Source organism: Paenibacillus solani, from assembly GCF_050475945.1.
Lineage (GTDB): Bacteria > Bacillota > Bacilli > Paenibacillales > Paenibacillaceae > Paenibacillus_AQ > Paenibacillus_AQ solani_A.
On sequence record NZ_JBCMXJ010000016.1, the window covers coordinates 618,258 to 632,636 of the forward strand.

Annotated in this window: 13 protein-coding genes and 1 pseudogene; 5 read left to right on the plus strand and 9 right to left on the minus strand. The window is 43.9% G+C overall.

The features are described from left to right. Positions 1-241 precede the first annotated feature (241 nt). Complete coding sequence (locus tag ABEQ74_RS21540) at positions 242-1,315, plus strand: M42 family metallopeptidase (protein WP_430124172.1); 1,074 nt, start codon at positions 242-244, stop codon at positions 1,313-1,315. A gap of 137 nt (positions 1,316-1,452) precedes the next feature. Here the strand turns inward: ABEQ74_RS21540 and ABEQ74_RS21545 are convergent, their stop codons facing one another. Then, positions 1,453-2,415, minus strand: a complete 963-nt coding sequence (locus ABEQ74_RS21545; RefSeq protein ID WP_430124174.1) for an acetylxylan esterase — start codon at positions 2,413-2,415, stop codon at positions 1,453-1,455. 247 nt (positions 2,416-2,662) lie between these two features. Between ABEQ74_RS21545 and ABEQ74_RS21550 the strand changes: the two genes are divergently transcribed. Next, positions 2,663-3,499, plus strand: a complete 837-nt coding sequence (locus ABEQ74_RS21550) for a sugar phosphate isomerase/epimerase family protein (RefSeq protein ID WP_430124175.1) — start codon at positions 2,663-2,665, stop codon at positions 3,497-3,499. 87 nt (positions 3,500-3,586) lie between these two features. Beyond that, positions 3,587-3,862 carry a hypothetical protein gene (locus ABEQ74_RS21555; RefSeq protein WP_430124176.1) on the plus strand — a complete coding sequence of 92 codons (276 nt, stop codon included), beginning with the start codon at positions 3,587-3,589 and terminating at the stop codon, positions 3,860-3,862. Between the two features lie 193 nt (positions 3,863-4,055). Here ABEQ74_RS21555 and sigK read toward each other — a convergent pair whose 3' ends face one another. Both sigK and ABEQ74_RS21565 read right to left on the minus strand, forming a co-directional pair. After that, positions 4,056-4,757 carry an RNA polymerase sporulation sigma factor SigK gene (sigK, locus tag ABEQ74_RS21560; protein WP_430124177.1) on the minus strand — a complete coding sequence of 234 codons (702 nt, stop codon included), beginning with the start codon at positions 4,755-4,757 and terminating at the stop codon, positions 4,056-4,058. A 198-nt stretch (positions 4,758-4,955) separates the two neighbouring features. Then, positions 4,956-5,744 carry an alpha/beta hydrolase gene (locus tag ABEQ74_RS21565; RefSeq protein ID WP_430124178.1) on the minus strand — a complete coding sequence of 263 codons (789 nt, stop codon included), beginning with the start codon at positions 5,742-5,744 and terminating at the stop codon, positions 4,956-4,958. Positions 5,745-6,007: 263 nt separating this feature from the next. Here ABEQ74_RS21565 and ABEQ74_RS21570 point away from each other — a divergent pair, with 263 nt between their 5' ends. Beyond that, positions 6,008-7,582, plus strand: coding sequence for an FAD-dependent oxidoreductase (locus tag ABEQ74_RS21570; RefSeq protein ID WP_430124179.1), 1,575 nt, complete (start codon positions 6,008-6,010; stop codon positions 7,580-7,582). A gap of 69 nt (positions 7,583-7,651) precedes the next feature. Here the strand turns inward: ABEQ74_RS21570 and ABEQ74_RS21575 are convergent, their stop codons facing one another. Then, positions 7,652-8,356: a 4'-phosphopantetheinyl transferase family protein gene (locus tag ABEQ74_RS21575; protein ID WP_430124180.1), complete on the minus strand. Its 705-nt coding sequence runs from the start codon at positions 8,354-8,356 to the stop codon at positions 7,652-7,654. Between the two features lie 186 nt (positions 8,357-8,542). Here ABEQ74_RS21575 and ABEQ74_RS21580 point away from each other — a divergent pair, with 186 nt between their 5' ends. Further along, positions 8,543-9,307 carry an aminoglycoside adenylyltransferase domain-containing protein gene (locus tag ABEQ74_RS21580; protein WP_430124181.1) on the plus strand — a complete coding sequence of 255 codons (765 nt, stop codon included), beginning with the start codon at positions 8,543-8,545 and terminating at the stop codon, positions 9,305-9,307. A 161-nt stretch (positions 9,308-9,468) separates the two neighbouring features. On the opposite strand, the pseudogene ABEQ74_RS21585 reads toward ABEQ74_RS21580, so the two are convergent. The 5 genes and pseudogenes from ABEQ74_RS21585 to ABEQ74_RS21605 form a co-directional block, all read right to left on the minus strand. Next, a pseudogene (locus tag ABEQ74_RS21585) lies at positions 9,469-9,543 on the minus strand (IS200/IS605 family transposase); the annotation flags it as partial. Positions 9,544-10,815: 1,272 nt separating this feature from the next. Beyond that, positions 10,816-11,370 (minus strand): 5' nucleotidase, NT5C type, encoded by a 555-nt coding sequence (locus ABEQ74_RS21590; protein ID WP_430124182.1) that lies wholly within the window; start codon positions 11,368-11,370, stop codon positions 10,816-10,818. 219 nt (positions 11,371-11,589) lie between these two features. Then, positions 11,590-12,774 carry an aminodeoxychorismate synthase component I gene (gene pabB, locus ABEQ74_RS21595; protein ID WP_430124183.1) on the minus strand — a complete coding sequence of 395 codons (1,185 nt, stop codon included), beginning with the start codon at positions 12,772-12,774 and terminating at the stop codon, positions 11,590-11,592. 4 nt (positions 12,775-12,778) lie between these two features. Then, complete coding sequence (gene folK / locus ABEQ74_RS21600) at positions 12,779-13,276, minus strand: 2-amino-4-hydroxy-6-hydroxymethyldihydropteridine diphosphokinase (RefSeq protein WP_430124184.1); 498 nt, start codon at positions 13,274-13,276, stop codon at positions 12,779-12,781. Then, positions 13,273-13,857, minus strand: coding sequence for an anthranilate synthase component II (locus ABEQ74_RS21605; protein ID WP_430124185.1), 585 nt, complete (start codon positions 13,855-13,857; stop codon positions 13,273-13,275). The genes folK and ABEQ74_RS21605 overlap by 4 nt, the downstream gene beginning before the upstream one ends. Positions 13,858-14,379: the final 522 nt, after the last annotated feature.

A 14,379-nucleotide genomic window follows, 5' to 3' on the forward strand; every position in this document is an offset into this window, starting at 1 on the left:
TTAGATCGGCGTGTGCCTCATATTTATTAATCCATGGGCGGTTCATATTCTGTTCTGCCCCTCCTTTGAGCTGCAGGTTCACCCGCTCTACCACCATCGTATTCTGCTATGGAAAGTCCGGTGCTTGTTTCATTGTTTATAACAGCACAGCACTCAGGCTTTGTAGACTTTTTAGATATATAGGGGCATACTAGAACATGAAAAAACTCTTACATACCTTTTCAAAAGGAGCGACTTCACAATGAATGAATCAACATTGGAACTTTTTCGTACGCTAACAGAATTCCCTGCTGCACCAGGTTTTGAAAGAGAACTTCGTTCTTGGGTCAAGGATGCCCTCTCTCCATATACAGATGAGTTCGTGCAGGATCGGCTGGGTAGCCTGTTCGCTGTTCTCCGCGGTAATGATGAAGGTCCAAAAGTCATGGTGGCAGGTCACATGGATGAAGTCGGATTCATGGTAACCGGCATTACCGAGGCAGGTATGGTCCGTTTTCAGCCGCTTGGAGGCTGGTGGAGTCAGGCGGTGCTTGCTCAGCGCCTGCAAATCATCACAGACAATGGCCCGATTATAGGTGTTGTCGGCTCCATTCCTACACATCTGCTGGATGAAGCGCAGCGAAGCAAACCGGTCGATATCAAATCGATGTATATTGATATTGGGGCCGACAACAAGGCAGAAGCCGAATCATTTGGTATTCGTCCGGGATTGCAAGTGGTTCCGATTTGTGAATTCACTCCCCTGGCTAATCCCAAAAAAATCATGGCCAAAGCGTGGGACAATCGTTATGGTGTAGGCCTTGCAATCGAGCTGGTTCAGGCGCTCCACGGTGAGAAGCTTCCCAATACGGTATACGCCGGGGCGACCGTGCAAGAAGAATTGGGCCTTCGGGGAGCACGCACTTCCGCTAACCTAATTCAGCCGGATATTTTCTTCGGACTAGATGCCAGCGCGGCGAATGATATGATGGGTGACAAGAGCCAATTCGGTCAATTGGGTCAGGGCGCGTTGCTTCGAATTTTCGATCCGACGATGCTTACTCACCGCGGCATGGTAGAGTACGTGCAGGATACGGCTGAGACGAACAAGATTAAATACCAATACTTCGTTTCCCCTGGCGGCACGGATGCCGGTCAAGTTCATCTTAGCGGTATTGGCGTTCCTTCCACCATCATTGGCATCTGCTCACGTTACATCCATACTTCTTCGTCCATTATCCACACGGATGATTATGATGCAGCCAAAGAACTCCTGATCAAGCTCGTCAAAGGTCTGGATCGCACAACGCTCCAGACGATCCTGGACCGGGCTTAAGTTAATGGCTAATAAAAAGGGTACCCTGCTGGTCTAATCATGACCGCAGGATACCCTTTTTGCGTATTATTCCCCTATGTACGTACACGTATTTCAGACAGTTGTAAGTGATATATGGGAGCTCTTCATCCCATATATTAAACCTTGTTTAAAATTCGCTCCAGAAACAACATTCCTTCGCGCTTCTGATACTCATTGACTTCATGCCCGGAGAAAGGATAGTCCCGTATTTCTTTTTCAGCTTCTATTCGATTGTACGCAGCATATATCGTTTCAGGCATGCAAACCGTATCTTTCCATCCAACAGATACCATGACCGGCACATGAATTCGCGGCGCAAGATTTAACATATCAAAATGTGCGAGATGCTCGAGGATTTGATCCAACTGCTGGGGATACCGTTTAATATACTGGGCGATCTCGTTCAGAGAGCTGACCGAATGCAGAACCCCATAATCCATTCTGCACATGTTGGGAATATCGGCCACAATCGCTGCAACTTTCGAATTCAAAGCCCCTGCCAGCAGTGCCAATCCCCCGCCCTGACTCCCGCCCACTACGGCAATTTTACCCGGATCAACTCCCGGTTGCTGTGCTGCAACGTCCACAGCTCTGACGGCATCCATAGCAATAGCCATGTAGTACGAATGATGGATATCTGTTATTCCCTGCGACACCCAGCCTTTAACTACACCGCTGTCCAGCGGCAGCAGATTTCCGGTTTCTCCGCCCTGTCCCCTGACATCCACAGCAAGCACCGAGTAACCCAGCATCAGCCAATGAGCATATCGTTCCGGGAATCCGCGGTCTCCGGTATAACCCGGAAAGGTTACGATACATGGGGAGGAGTTATCTTGCAACTGATCAGTACGCGTAATATACCATGCATGGATTGGCGTTTCGTCATAACCATGGTAGGAAACTTTGGATACTTTCATATGAGGAAAGGGGGTTTCCTCTGATTGAATCATCATGTGAAGAGGCTTGTCGGCATATGCCGTCAGCACTTCCTCCCAGAATCGATCTAAAACCTGCAAATCGATCGTTGGTTTCGGACGCAAGTTGCCAAGTTCTTTCTTACGCTGCTTTATGGTGTTCATCCTGAGTTAAGATCTCCTTTTCGCCAGTAGAGTGGAAGTTCCTGTAACATGGTTAATTCGGCAAAACATCGGTATCCCCTTCGTATCGATAAGAATTCATCTCAATTTATTATATAAATTTATGCTAAGCGATCATAGATTTATAGAGTCGAACATATCATAATAGAAACTATGGAATACTAGAAGACTCATATAAATGGAGCACCCGAAACAAAACGACATCTTACAGCGAATGGAGACGATGAATATGTTGCAAGGATTAACAAGCGCAGGACTCGGCCAACTTGAAAGCGGTGTCCAGTTGATCGAACTAGCGTCCAAATATGAGTTCCAATGCGTGGATATCGATGCCCGTGATCTGGTGGAGCGTCTCGGGAGAGAAGCTGCAATCGAATTGCTGCAAACCAAAAAAATAGAGATCGGTGCTATTGGGCTGCCAGTAGAATGGAGAGGGACCGATGAACAGTTCTTAAGCGGACTTGAGCAGCTTCCGTCAGCAGCTGCTGCTGCAAGTGCTCTCGGCTGCACACGCTGCTGTACATATATCCTTCCTTCTACAGATGCTCCTTCGGCTCATTTTATGGCCTTGGCTACGACAAGACTACGGGCATGCGCAAGCATTCTGGGGGCATATGGTATCCGACTGGGCCTTGAGTTCGTAGGACCACATCATCTGCGCACCCAGTGGAAAAACCCGTTCATATGGACAGTGCAAGAGACATTGGACTGGATCGATGCGATCGGAGAACCTAATGTGGGATTGCTCTATGATGCATATCACTGGTACACGAATGAAATGACGGTTGCCGATATAAAGCAGCTTCAGGCGCAGCAGATCGTTCATGTTCATATTAACGATGCCCAGGACATTCCAATCCAGAACGTCCTCGATAACGACAGGCTTTATCCTGGAGAGGGCGTTATCGATTTACCAGGGTTCCTTCAAGCATTGAACGAGATCGGATACGCAGGTCCGGTTACGCAAGAAATTCTGATGCCTTCCACTCCGACGGGAACCCCAGAGGAACTGGTCGCCAAGTCTCGCCAAGCCTTCAACAACGTATTCGGTGCTGCAGGACTGTAATCCGTCGTTTAACGGATACGCAGAATGATTCCTCTTGAGCAGGGCATACTGAAAAGGAAATGAAGAACCTGTTCGGGAGGTCTCAGTATGAACGGATTTGAGAAGGAAGATCGATCAGAATACACGGACCTGTCAACTGTTGAGTCCCAGCGGAATGATCTAACCGCCGAGGAGTTCCCTGAGGGTCCTTACGGATCCAGCCTACTGACTGAAACACTTGGTAAAAGCACCCCTTGGAGAGAGGATCAAAGACCGCCCAACTCCTTCGATTACGAAAATAGAGAGCTGCACAAAGAGATGACGAGGGATTATCCATCGGAGGACCAGATCTTGCAAACCGAACTGGACGAGAAGGGGTCCTGACTAAATCTATACCTTGCCGAAATGACTAACAACAAACGAAAGCGAGCCTCATTGGTAGAAGAGGCTCGCTTTCGTTTGTTAGCATGCATTGACCGGGACTTAAAATGGGGTGCAGATCATTATTTTGTAAAGTTCAAATACAGAAGCTGCAAATCTTCTTGTGTGATCCCGTCCGTGAGGAAGCTGCATCGTTTCAACGCTTCTGTTTATAAAACTCGTGATACAGCTTCATCAGCGCCCGTTTCTCTATCCGCGACACGTAGCTGCGCGAAATGCCAAGCTCCTTGGCGATTTCACGCTGCGTTCTTTCCTCACCGCCAGCTTCAAGTCCAAATCTTCCAATGACAACTTCCTTCTCTCTGTCATCCAAAATATCCAGGTTGCGGTAGATTTTGCTCTTCTCAATCTTCAACTGTACCGCATCTACAATATCATCCGCTTCACTTCCGAGAATATCGATGAGAGTAATTTCATTTCCCTCTTTGTCCGTTCCTATTGGATCATGCAGTGATACGTCTTTTCGTGTCTTCTTCAATGAGCGAAGATGCATCAGTATCTCGTTCTCTATACAACGAGCTGCAAATGTAGCGAGCTTCGTGCCCTTATTAGGCCGAAAGCTTTCAATAGCCTTGATTAAACCGATGGTTCCGATGGAGATAAGATCTTCAAGATCTTCACCGGTATTATCGAACTTTTTGACAATGTGCGCAACCAGCCGGAGATTATGCTCAATGAGTTTATTGCGTGATTGAGCATCACCTTCGGACATACGCAGCAGATGTTTAGCTTCCTCTTCTTCGGTCAGAGGTTGTGGAAACGCATTGTTTTTCACATACGAAACGAGCAGGGTCAACTCTTTAATGAACAAAGCTATGGCGGTAAACAATCCAGGCACTTTAGGACACCTCCTGCGAAGTTACAATGCAACCGGCCCTTATCGCGCTCGGCTTCTCGGTCTTCTCATTGTATGTGGGCAGGGGCCTAGAAGTGCCTGTACGGGTAAAAGTCGTCTATAAATAAGAGAAATCGAGTTGTTCTCCCAAATAAAAATTAGCAAGTATTCTGATGTGTCCTACCTTCATTGGAAGAAGCTTCACGACAGGAATCCTATCCTCCGCAGCCAGCCTTCGCACAAGTTTGTCCACTGGGCAACGCTGTCATCCCCTTCAGCAAGACCTATACCGTGCTGTCCTTCCGGGAATACATGAAGCTCAAAGGGAATAGAATGCTTACTTAGCGATTTAGCATACATCAGACTGTTCTCGACCGGTACCGCACCGTCATCTGCGGTATGCCACAAAAATGTAGGCGGCGTGCCCGGTTTCACTGCATGTTCGAGTGACAGTGCATCTATCAGATCTTCCGCTGCATCTTCTCCCAGCAAGTTGTTTACGGAGCCTTCGTGCCGGAAATCTCTGAAGGAGATGACCGGATAACATAGAATCGATGCATTAGGACGTGAGCTTTGCCGCTCAATGGAATCCTGGGCCTCCGGTTTGCCTTCATCAGAATGCGTGCTGGCAGTAGCCGCGAGGTGTCCCCCCGCAGAGAAGCCAAGAATTCCGATCCGATCCGGATCAATATTCCATTCCCTGGCATGATGTCTTACAAGCCGAATCGCACGCTGTGCGTCTAGCAGCGGATATGGGTGCCTATAAGGAGCAACACGGTAATGAACAACAAAGGCGGATAAACCAATCGAATTAAGCCACAGCGCAACCGGATGACCCTCATGATCCGAGCGCCGCCAGTAGCCCCCGCCAGGCAGTACAAGGACGGCTCCATGGGGAGTATCGTTCTTTACAAGATAAGGTGTCATATAAGGCATGAATTCTTCTTCCACTGATTCCAATCCAGGTATGTCTTGTTCCCAAAGCTTCATGATATCCATTCCTTTCTGTCCTTCGTCTCAAGTACGTGGACATCTTCGCCGAATATTCTTCATATTCCTGTTTAACATGTCATAACTTCATCCTCTATCGCAGTAAAAATAACATGGATGGGGCAAATCGGCATCAGATTACCAAAAAAGGTCACCTGTGTCCCGTACTTTTCCTGCAGGAGAGAATCTACAATTAGAATAGTCACTTGTTGTGCTGATCTTGTTAATCATGTACGAAACCATCCCAAAAGGAGAATCTGTCAATGATACGAGAAATGCAGGCCGATATCGTCATTCTGGGCGGCGGGACAGGAGGAACAGCCGCTGCTCTTGCTGCCGCCAAATCGGGAAAGACGGTCATTATGACCGAGGAAACTATCTGGATCGGAGGACAGCTAACCAGCCAAGCGGTTCCGCCCGACGAGCATCCGTGGATCGAATCCTTTGGCTGTACTCGCAGCTACAGACAGTTCCGCGAAGGCGTCCGTCAGTATTATCGCGATTTTTTTCCCATGACTCCCAAGGCCAGAGCCAATATGCAATTGAACCCTGGCAGCGGTATCGTCAGTCGGTTGTGCCATGAGCCTCGTACGGCTCTTGCCGTGCTGCACCAAATGCTGGCTCCATATATACACAGCGGACAGCTTAAAATCCTGTATCAATATGCCGTGGAGTCTGCTGATGTTTCAGAAGATCGCGTGAACAGTGTGACCGTGCGCCATCTGGAAACGCAGGATCAAATTGCGCTTCACGCCCCGTACTTCGTGGATGCCACTGAGCTCGGTGATTTGCTTCCGCTGGCTGGTATAGAATATGTTACCGGCGCTGAATCGAAATCCCAGACAGGAGAACCGCATGCTGTAGACGGTGATTCACTGCCGCAGGACATGCAAGGCATCACTTATTGCTTTGCCGTGGATTATCTGGAGGGGGAGGACCACACGATCGAGAAACCCGCTCTTTACGATTTTTGGCGGGAATATAAGCCCGATTTCTGGCCGGATAAGCTGCTGAGTCTCTCTGCCATCAAACCATCTACGAATGAGCCGATCGAGTACGAGATTTTCCCTGGACATGGGAAGTTCCCGCTCTATCAATACCGACAAATCCTGGATCCCAAGCATTTCGCCGAAGGGACTTTCGAAAGCTCGGTGTCGCTTGTAAACTGGCCGCAAAACGACTACTGGCTGGGCTCCATTATCGATGTTCCGAAGGAGGAGGCAGACCGTCATATCTATGAAGCCAAGCAGCTCAGCTTGTCTCTGCTGTATTGGCTTCAGACCGAGGCGCCACGGCCGGACGGCGGACAAGGTTATCCGGGGCTGCGGCTTCGTCCCGATGTGGTCGGAACGAAAGACGGGATGGCTATGTATCCATACATCCGTGAGTCCAGAAGAATTCAGGCCGAGTTTACAGTGCTGGAACAGCATGTGGCTACCGAATCACGGCCTGATGGCGTAGCGGAAACGTTCCAAGATTCCGTTGGCATCGGCTGCTACCGGATCGATCTTCATCCGAGTACAGGAGAACGGCCTTATATTGATATCTCGTCTCTACCATTTCAAATTCCACTTGGCAGCTTAATTCCGAAACGGATGAAGAATGTGCTGGCAGCCAGCAAAAACATCGGCGTCACCCATATTACCAACGGCTGCTATAGGCTGCATCCCGTAGAATGGAATATTGGGGAAGCGGCTGGGTATTGTATCAGCTACTGTCTCGACCATGACATTCTGCCAACAGATGTGCGGAACAATGAAGAGAGATTGGCCAGCTTCCAGCAAAAGCTTGTAAACGAAGGAATTGAGCTCGCATGGCCCGAACTGCGGCCTGTCTGATACGTCACCGCTTTACAACCCAAAAAACCAGCCCAAGCGATAACCTTGAGCTGGTTTTTCTTGTCCCGTTCATAATTCCTCAGCGGTTACGAATTGAATGTTTATCGGGAAATGAGGACTAATGCCGCATACCGACAGCTTGTAGCCTTCTTCTAATGCATATTGTTTAAAATAGTGCGTATCTCCGTTCTCGCTGATAACTGGCGCCCATTCCCCGTCTTGCTGCACCAGCACAAATGAATCCAACGGCAAAGAGAGGCCTTTGCCGACGGCCTTGATATAGCTTTCCTTTAACGTCCATAGATCATAGAATAGCGATAGCTGAGCAGATATGCCGCAGCAGGCCATCAGTACATTGTATTCGGTTGGATGGAAAAAACGCTTGGCGATTTCCATGTTAACCGTTCCCATTTTCTCCACATCAATCCCAACTGGCTGGTTGCCAACAGCACCTACAATCCAGTCGCCGGAATGGGAGATATTAAAATGCAAATCGTTATAATTCTTCAAATACGGCTTACCATAGGCATTTCTTATAATGTCGAAGTCAGTCTTTTCCCTTCCCAGTCGATCCTGAAGCATGCGCTGGACCAAGGCACCGCCAAGGACAGAACGTTGATAATCGCTTGCTCTTCTGAATTTGGATACATACGCCTGCCGCTCAGGCGACAAGGTACAGAACAAGAGACGGAATGTTTCATCAGAAATAGAGGCCAAATTCTTGATAGCATATATTTTGATAGCATTTGTTTGATCAACATAAGCAGTATCCATACACTCGTCCTTTCAACAAATCATAGTCCGTGTTCACTTCGAGATGTGCGCTTAATTCCCCTGCTTGCTTAAAGATCTTGACGCCCTTTCTGTTATTTATCGCCACTGATGCCGGTCATTGACAATAAAGCGAAACTCCAAACATAATCAATATATCAATGTGTAATAAAGGCGGGTTTCAAATAAATGGACACTCAATTGGTTTTAGACCAGGTGGTCGACCTGTTTAAAGAGGAGCTGCACGACAATCTGATTGGCATATACTTACATGGATCATTAGCGATGGGCTGCTTTCACCCAGAGAATAGCGACATAGATCTGATCATAGTTGCAGCGGAGAGATTATCCCATGAACACATGAGACGACTTGCTCAGAAAATTATGACGTTAGAATATACGATGGCCAATAGGCAAGGCTTGGAGCTCAGTCTTGTTCTGGAATCCAGCCTGCAGAATCTCGTCTACCCGCCACCATTCGAACTGCACTACTCTGCTTTTCACCGTGAAAGGTATCAAACTGATCCCCATTACATATGCGGAGGATTTGCGGACGCCGACCTAGCGGCTCATTACACGGTGGTCTACCATCGGGGGATTGTCTTGTACGGCAAACCAATTCAAGAGGTCTTTACACCCGTTGACCGGCAATATTATGTTGAAGCCATCCTCCATGATGTGGAAGGTGCGGTACAAGACATCGCCGGCTCGCCAACCTACTATACGCTGAACCTCTGCAGGGTGTTGTATTATCTGAAAGAAAATATTGTTTCCTCCAAAAAAGAAGGGGGCGAATGGGGCCTTTCTGTTCTTCCCTCCGAGTACCATCCGATCATTGAGCGTGCCTTGCACGCATATCGTCAAGGAGAGCATTCCACCATGGATTACGTACCCAACGAGCTCAAACGGTTTGCAACTTATATGCTGGAGGAGATCCACAGAGTCCTGGACTAAATAGAGATCGTAACCATTATGTTCCCCTCATGGATGGACATGATTAGTTGGTAAATGTTGTCCTGGATCATATTTATCTAATCATGACCACCCGTCCAACGAGTGGTTTACACTTGGGGTATACCGCTTGGTCTTGTGCTTCTTGTTCACGAATATATTTAGCGAACGTAGATTTCGATCAAATCTTTCCTCACTTGATTATAGAACTCTTTCTGTCTATACTTCGGGGTGATCACATCAACTTCGTGTGAGCTAGGACTTTAGCTCTTGTTTGCCATCTAAGACCATCCCTTTCATTGATCTCTCCACCGCATAGCAGGTGGTTTTATGTTACGCACACTATTGCTTGCTCAACTGACTAAAGTCGTAAAGAAAAAGACCGCCTAGTAGGTGATCTTTAACCAATGCTCACATATTGGATTATGCCAATGAGAGTAAACAGAAGAAAAATAACGAGTACAATGATAACTACTATTCTAAGCGCCTTGAGCCCTCTGATCTTTTCTCAAGCTGCTGCTCCACCGCATGCAACCGATCTTTAAGCTCTAGGATCTCGTCTCTTGTTTCATTTCAGCCTCCTTAAAGCGTTCTTCAACCTTATATATCCATTTAATAAAAATAAACTATATCCTCTCATGTCGCAGAATTGATGCGAGAGAATTTTTTTGGAAACATTTTAGATAAGTCTCTATCACTTAACTCATAAATGTGGTTAATGCAAGCTTATACTTCCAGAATACCGAGGCCAACATATCCTTCCAGCAATAACAACCAGTACATTCCTGAGTAACAAGCACATGAAAAGGATTTTCCATGATAAGGATTACGTCCTATTTCAACAAAGCTTAAAAGAAATAAAACAACAGCTGCTGTTACTCAGAGCGGTAGCAGTAATGTGTCATTGGATATTTATTAGGCACTTTTAATTATTTGTCTTTGTATATTACCGTTTATTTTTACATAATAAAAATCATCCTCTCCCGGCCGATTATTATGTATGCATTTCCAAAAGACAATGGTAATCCTTGTAGATATAATGAAAGTCTTGGTCGCTGTGAAGCCGTAGTTACTTAGCGTTTATATACAGTTGATTGTACGGTCTACAGCGTAAACTTTAAATTGTTGGGGTGTCCGATCTGGAAGACAACCACATTGACAGATCGAACATAACCGACAGGTACAGAAACGAGAGCCGATTGGCAGATATGTCATAGATAATAGTTTTTGTATTGGGTGCCGTCGTATTAAAGCCTGATTCGTATGTTGAGATAAACCCAGCCTGATGTCGGGTCCCTTCTGAGTAAACTTTACTGTACTTATACACACTGCCTACCTTCCGAGGTTTCATATCTGCATATGTTCTCATCCACCAATATAGATCGGAATACCGGATAGCTTTGTTTGGTGGGATCAGCGCAGTTGTCATAGAGAAATTCGAATTTAGTTAACCTTAATCATCCTCAGTCAATAATTTTACTTCCGAGCTAATCAATTTGACTTTTTTCGGTTTATACGCTGACATGTTCCATAATAAGATCTATTTTCAACTCAAATTCAAGCCAATCTGAAACACGAGGGCAAGAAACACCTCTGTTGTATGGATAATCCATTGCAACTGCCTTTTTGTTACAATTAATAAATTGTATCAGATTATGAGGTGCATCATCAAATAACAAATCACCATCGATTAATTCTTTTCTATGACTGAATATTATATTATTACGATCAATAAATGGAACATATTTGCTCAACCATTCTTCTTTTTCTAAATATGCATATTTTGAAGGGGGGGAGGTTACAATAATAATTTCGAACCGATTCGCTAATCGTTTTAAAACATCTATCGCGTTTGGCATAGGTTCAAGATTTAAAAAAATTCCAGGTTGACACAGATAATCATATATTTTATAACCACATTCTTTCTTTACATAAGATGTAGCATTCCAATCATAAGCCCGATCTATTGTTAAATTATCTCCATAATCTTTGTTGTAGCGCTCAAACCACTCTTTCATTAAATTAGCTAAGACCGAATCCATATCAATAAGTAAAGTTTTTTTCATTGGTTCACCTCATTTCTACATTCCTTAGCAATTCTCTAAAAAAATCATAATAAAACTAATTACGTAAGCAAAATTAATATCTGTTTCAAATTAACTTACCGGAAGTTGTTACAGTCCTATCCTCTATAACACAGATTACTGTTTCTGCCCCGCTCGCCTCTTCGTGCAATCTCCAATAATAACTCCTAAGATCAGATAATTAAACACCAACAAAATGAGTTATAGCCAATTATCAAAAAAACCAATGTCGGTTGCACTCCCCTTAAGAATTTTTGCTTTTGAGATGACTTCCTGGTACTCTCCCTCAGCCGTTGAATCCCAAGTTATTCCTCCACCGACTCCATATTCAGCAGAGTTGTTCTCCTTATCGATAATAACTGTACGTATAGCGACATTAAAAATATATTTGTTTTTGTGCGGTTCAATTAATCCAATCGCACCACAATATATTCCCCTTGGGGAATCTTCTATATCTGATATTATTCTCATAGTACGAATCTTCGGGGCTCCGGTTATAGATCCGCAAGGGAAAAGAGCACAAAATACATCCGATAATTTCACGTTATGTTGAGTTTTAGCTCTTATTGTTGAGGTCATCTGAAAGACTGTAGGATATTTTTCAATAGAAAAAATTGGATTCGCCTCTATTGTCATAGGATCAGATATTCTACTTAAATCATTACGCAAAAGATCCACAATCATGATATTTTCAGCGCGTTCTTTTTCAGATTGCAGTAAAAAATCCCTATTATTCCTGTCTTCTTCACTCCATCTGCCGCGCTGAACGGTCCCTTTCATAGGTCTGGTAACAATATCTTGCCCGTTCCATTCGAAAAACAACTCAGGAGATAACGATAAAACACGGTGTCTGCCAGTATTAAGATAAGCACTATATTTGCCGTTTTGGTTTTTTCGGAGCTGACGATATAATTCATAATCATTACCGAAAAAATGAGATCGAAGCCTCATCGTATAATTAACTTGATAGGAATTTCCTTGATAGATCTCCTCTTTAATTTTTTTGATGGAATCTATGTATTGGATCTTGTCAATTGAAGATTTCCAATTGAGTTTAAATCCATGAGAAGTAACATTTTCAGATACACTTCCTTTTTTCACCACATCTGCAGGATCATATACCCCAAACCACAATAAGGGGAACTCTGAACTATTTTGAACTAAACAATATGAATCAAATGCAGGTGCTGCGTCATATGAGATAAATCCCGCACAATAATACCCTTTATTGGACGCTTCCTCTACGATATCAATAAGTGATACAACATTATCAAGACTGTAGGTTTGAACAATTTTAATCGGTTTTGAAAGTTGAATTGTTTCGTTTTTCCCTTCTTCCGTCTGAAAATCGAACTGCAGAAAATTCACTTGATCATATTCGTTCATATTCTCACCCTTCGAAAAGTATTACTTTATCCCCATCACACTTTTCACTTATACTAGTCTTGATTTTCTTCCAGTAAGAAGAAAGCTCAACATCTTCTAAAACTTCCATTAATGGAATTAATACAAAAAGCCTCTCCTCTATTCTAGGATGGGGAATTATTAATTCGGGCGTATCAACTATCATATCCCCATACAACAAAAGATCCAGATCGATAGTGCGTGGACCCCACCGAATATTCCTGGTTCTGCCCATTGTATTCTCGATCTTATTTAAATAATTAAATAGCTCATAAACGTCTAGAGTGGTTTCCAACTTAACAACCATATTCAAGAACCACGGTTGATTTTTCATTCCGACTGGTTCAGTTTCATATATACTTGATATTTTGTTAATCATTATTTGAGGGTGGTCATTAAGAAGCTCGATTGCTCTAAACAAATACTCTTTTCTCGACCCAACATTCGATCCCAAGCCGATTGCTGATAAAGTAGATTTAGTCATGTTTCTACCTTCCTAGTGGTTCCTACCAAGAATTTTTCAATAAGAATCAAACCAAATTCGGTCAAGATTGATTCAGGATGAAATTGCACGCCCTCAATCTCATAATGTTTATGCCTAATTCCCATTACCAAACCACACTCGGTTTCTGCGCTTATTTCGATACACTCAGGGATGCTTTCTTTTTCAAGAATAAGAGAGTGGTATCGGGTTGCTTTGAAGGGTGAAGGGATACTCTCAAATACCGTTCTCCCATCGTGATATATACTTGATAGTTTCCCGTGCATTGGACAAGGTGCTTTAACCACTTTCGCACCAAAAACTTGTCCAATAGTTTGATGCCCCAAACAAATGCCTAATATTGGTATCCTACCCATATAAAATTGTATTAATTCCTTACTGATTCCAGTATCATTAGGATCGCCAGGACCTGGGGAGATAATAATATGAGTAGGAGACAACATATCTATTTCAGTTAAATTGATTTGATCAGATCTATGGACTTGATATTTGAACCCGATTCTACCAATATATTGAGCCAAGTTATAAGTAAATGAATCGTAATTATCGAGAAGAAGAACCATCCTCTCTCTCCCCTTTCAGTAAAAAATTTCAACTAAATCATCTTAAAAGCATATTGATTGATCCTCTAAGTGCAAGAAAATGCCATAGCTATTTTTTGCAAAGATGGATTCATACATCTCAATCACATCTTATTTATCTTGAAGAAAATACTTCTCTGAATCCTATCATTCTCAACAGATACTTTTTTCTCTCCAAAATGAATGAGGTTACACCAAACTCATTGATATTTTGACTCAACATACAACATATCCCTAATGCTTCAGAATTAATTTCACTTCTGCATGCGAGCAAATTAATGAATTCATATTTATATTTTCACCTCTAGTTCTTCATTTCTACTGGGATCTAAGATTTTAATCTCAAGGATTTATAGCTGGGATATAGAATGTAATTTTAAATTCATTTGATGTAATGGTTATTCAAATATATCTGCTAATTCAAAGGACTCGAAATGTAGTAAATAGTGTGTTTTTATGAAATCGAGAAGTATGGTGAGTAAGCTCTCTTTCATTGTCCAGATT

Bases quoted from the DNA above. Each gene is read 5' to 3' on its own strand.
- pabB (WP_430124183.1), bottom strand. From the start codon at position 12,774: ATGAACGAATATGATCAAGTGAATTTTCTGCAGTTCGATTTTCAGACG.
- ABEQ74_RS21555 (WP_430124176.1), top strand. From the start codon at position 3,587: ATGAACGGATTTGAGAAGGAAGATCGATCAGAATACACGGACCTGTCA.
- ABEQ74_RS21580 (WP_430124181.1), top strand. From the start codon at position 8,543: ATGGACACTCAATTGGTTTTAGACCAGGTGGTCGACCTGTTTAAAGAG.
- ABEQ74_RS21570 (WP_430124179.1), top strand. From the start codon at position 6,008: ATGATACGAGAAATGCAGGCCGATATCGTCATTCTGGGCGGCGGGACA.
- folK (WP_430124184.1), bottom strand. From the start codon at position 13,276: ATGACTAAATCTACTTTATCAGCAATCGGCTTGGGATCGAATGTTGGG.
- ABEQ74_RS21550 (WP_430124175.1), top strand. From the start codon at position 2,663: ATGTTGCAAGGATTAACAAGCGCAGGACTCGGCCAACTTGAAAGCGGT.
- ABEQ74_RS21575 (WP_430124180.1), bottom strand. From the start codon at position 8,356: ATGGATACTGCTTATGTTGATCAAACAAATGCTATCAAAATATATGCT.
- ABEQ74_RS21565 (WP_430124178.1), bottom strand. From the start codon at position 5,744: ATGAAGCTTTGGGAACAAGACATACCTGGATTGGAATCAGTGGAAGAA.
- ABEQ74_RS21590 (WP_430124182.1), bottom strand. From the start codon at position 11,370: ATGAAAAAAACTTTACTTATTGATATGGATTCGGTCTTAGCTAATTTA.
- ABEQ74_RS21605 (WP_430124185.1), bottom strand. From the start codon at position 13,857: ATGGTTCTTCTTCTCGATAATTACGATTCATTTACTTATAACTTGGCT.
- ABEQ74_RS21545 (WP_430124174.1), bottom strand. From the start codon at position 2,415: ATGAACACCATAAAGCAGCGTAAGAAAGAACTTGGCAACTTGCGTCCG.
- ABEQ74_RS21540 (WP_430124172.1), top strand. From the start codon at position 242: ATGAATGAATCAACATTGGAACTTTTTCGTACGCTAACAGAATTCCCT.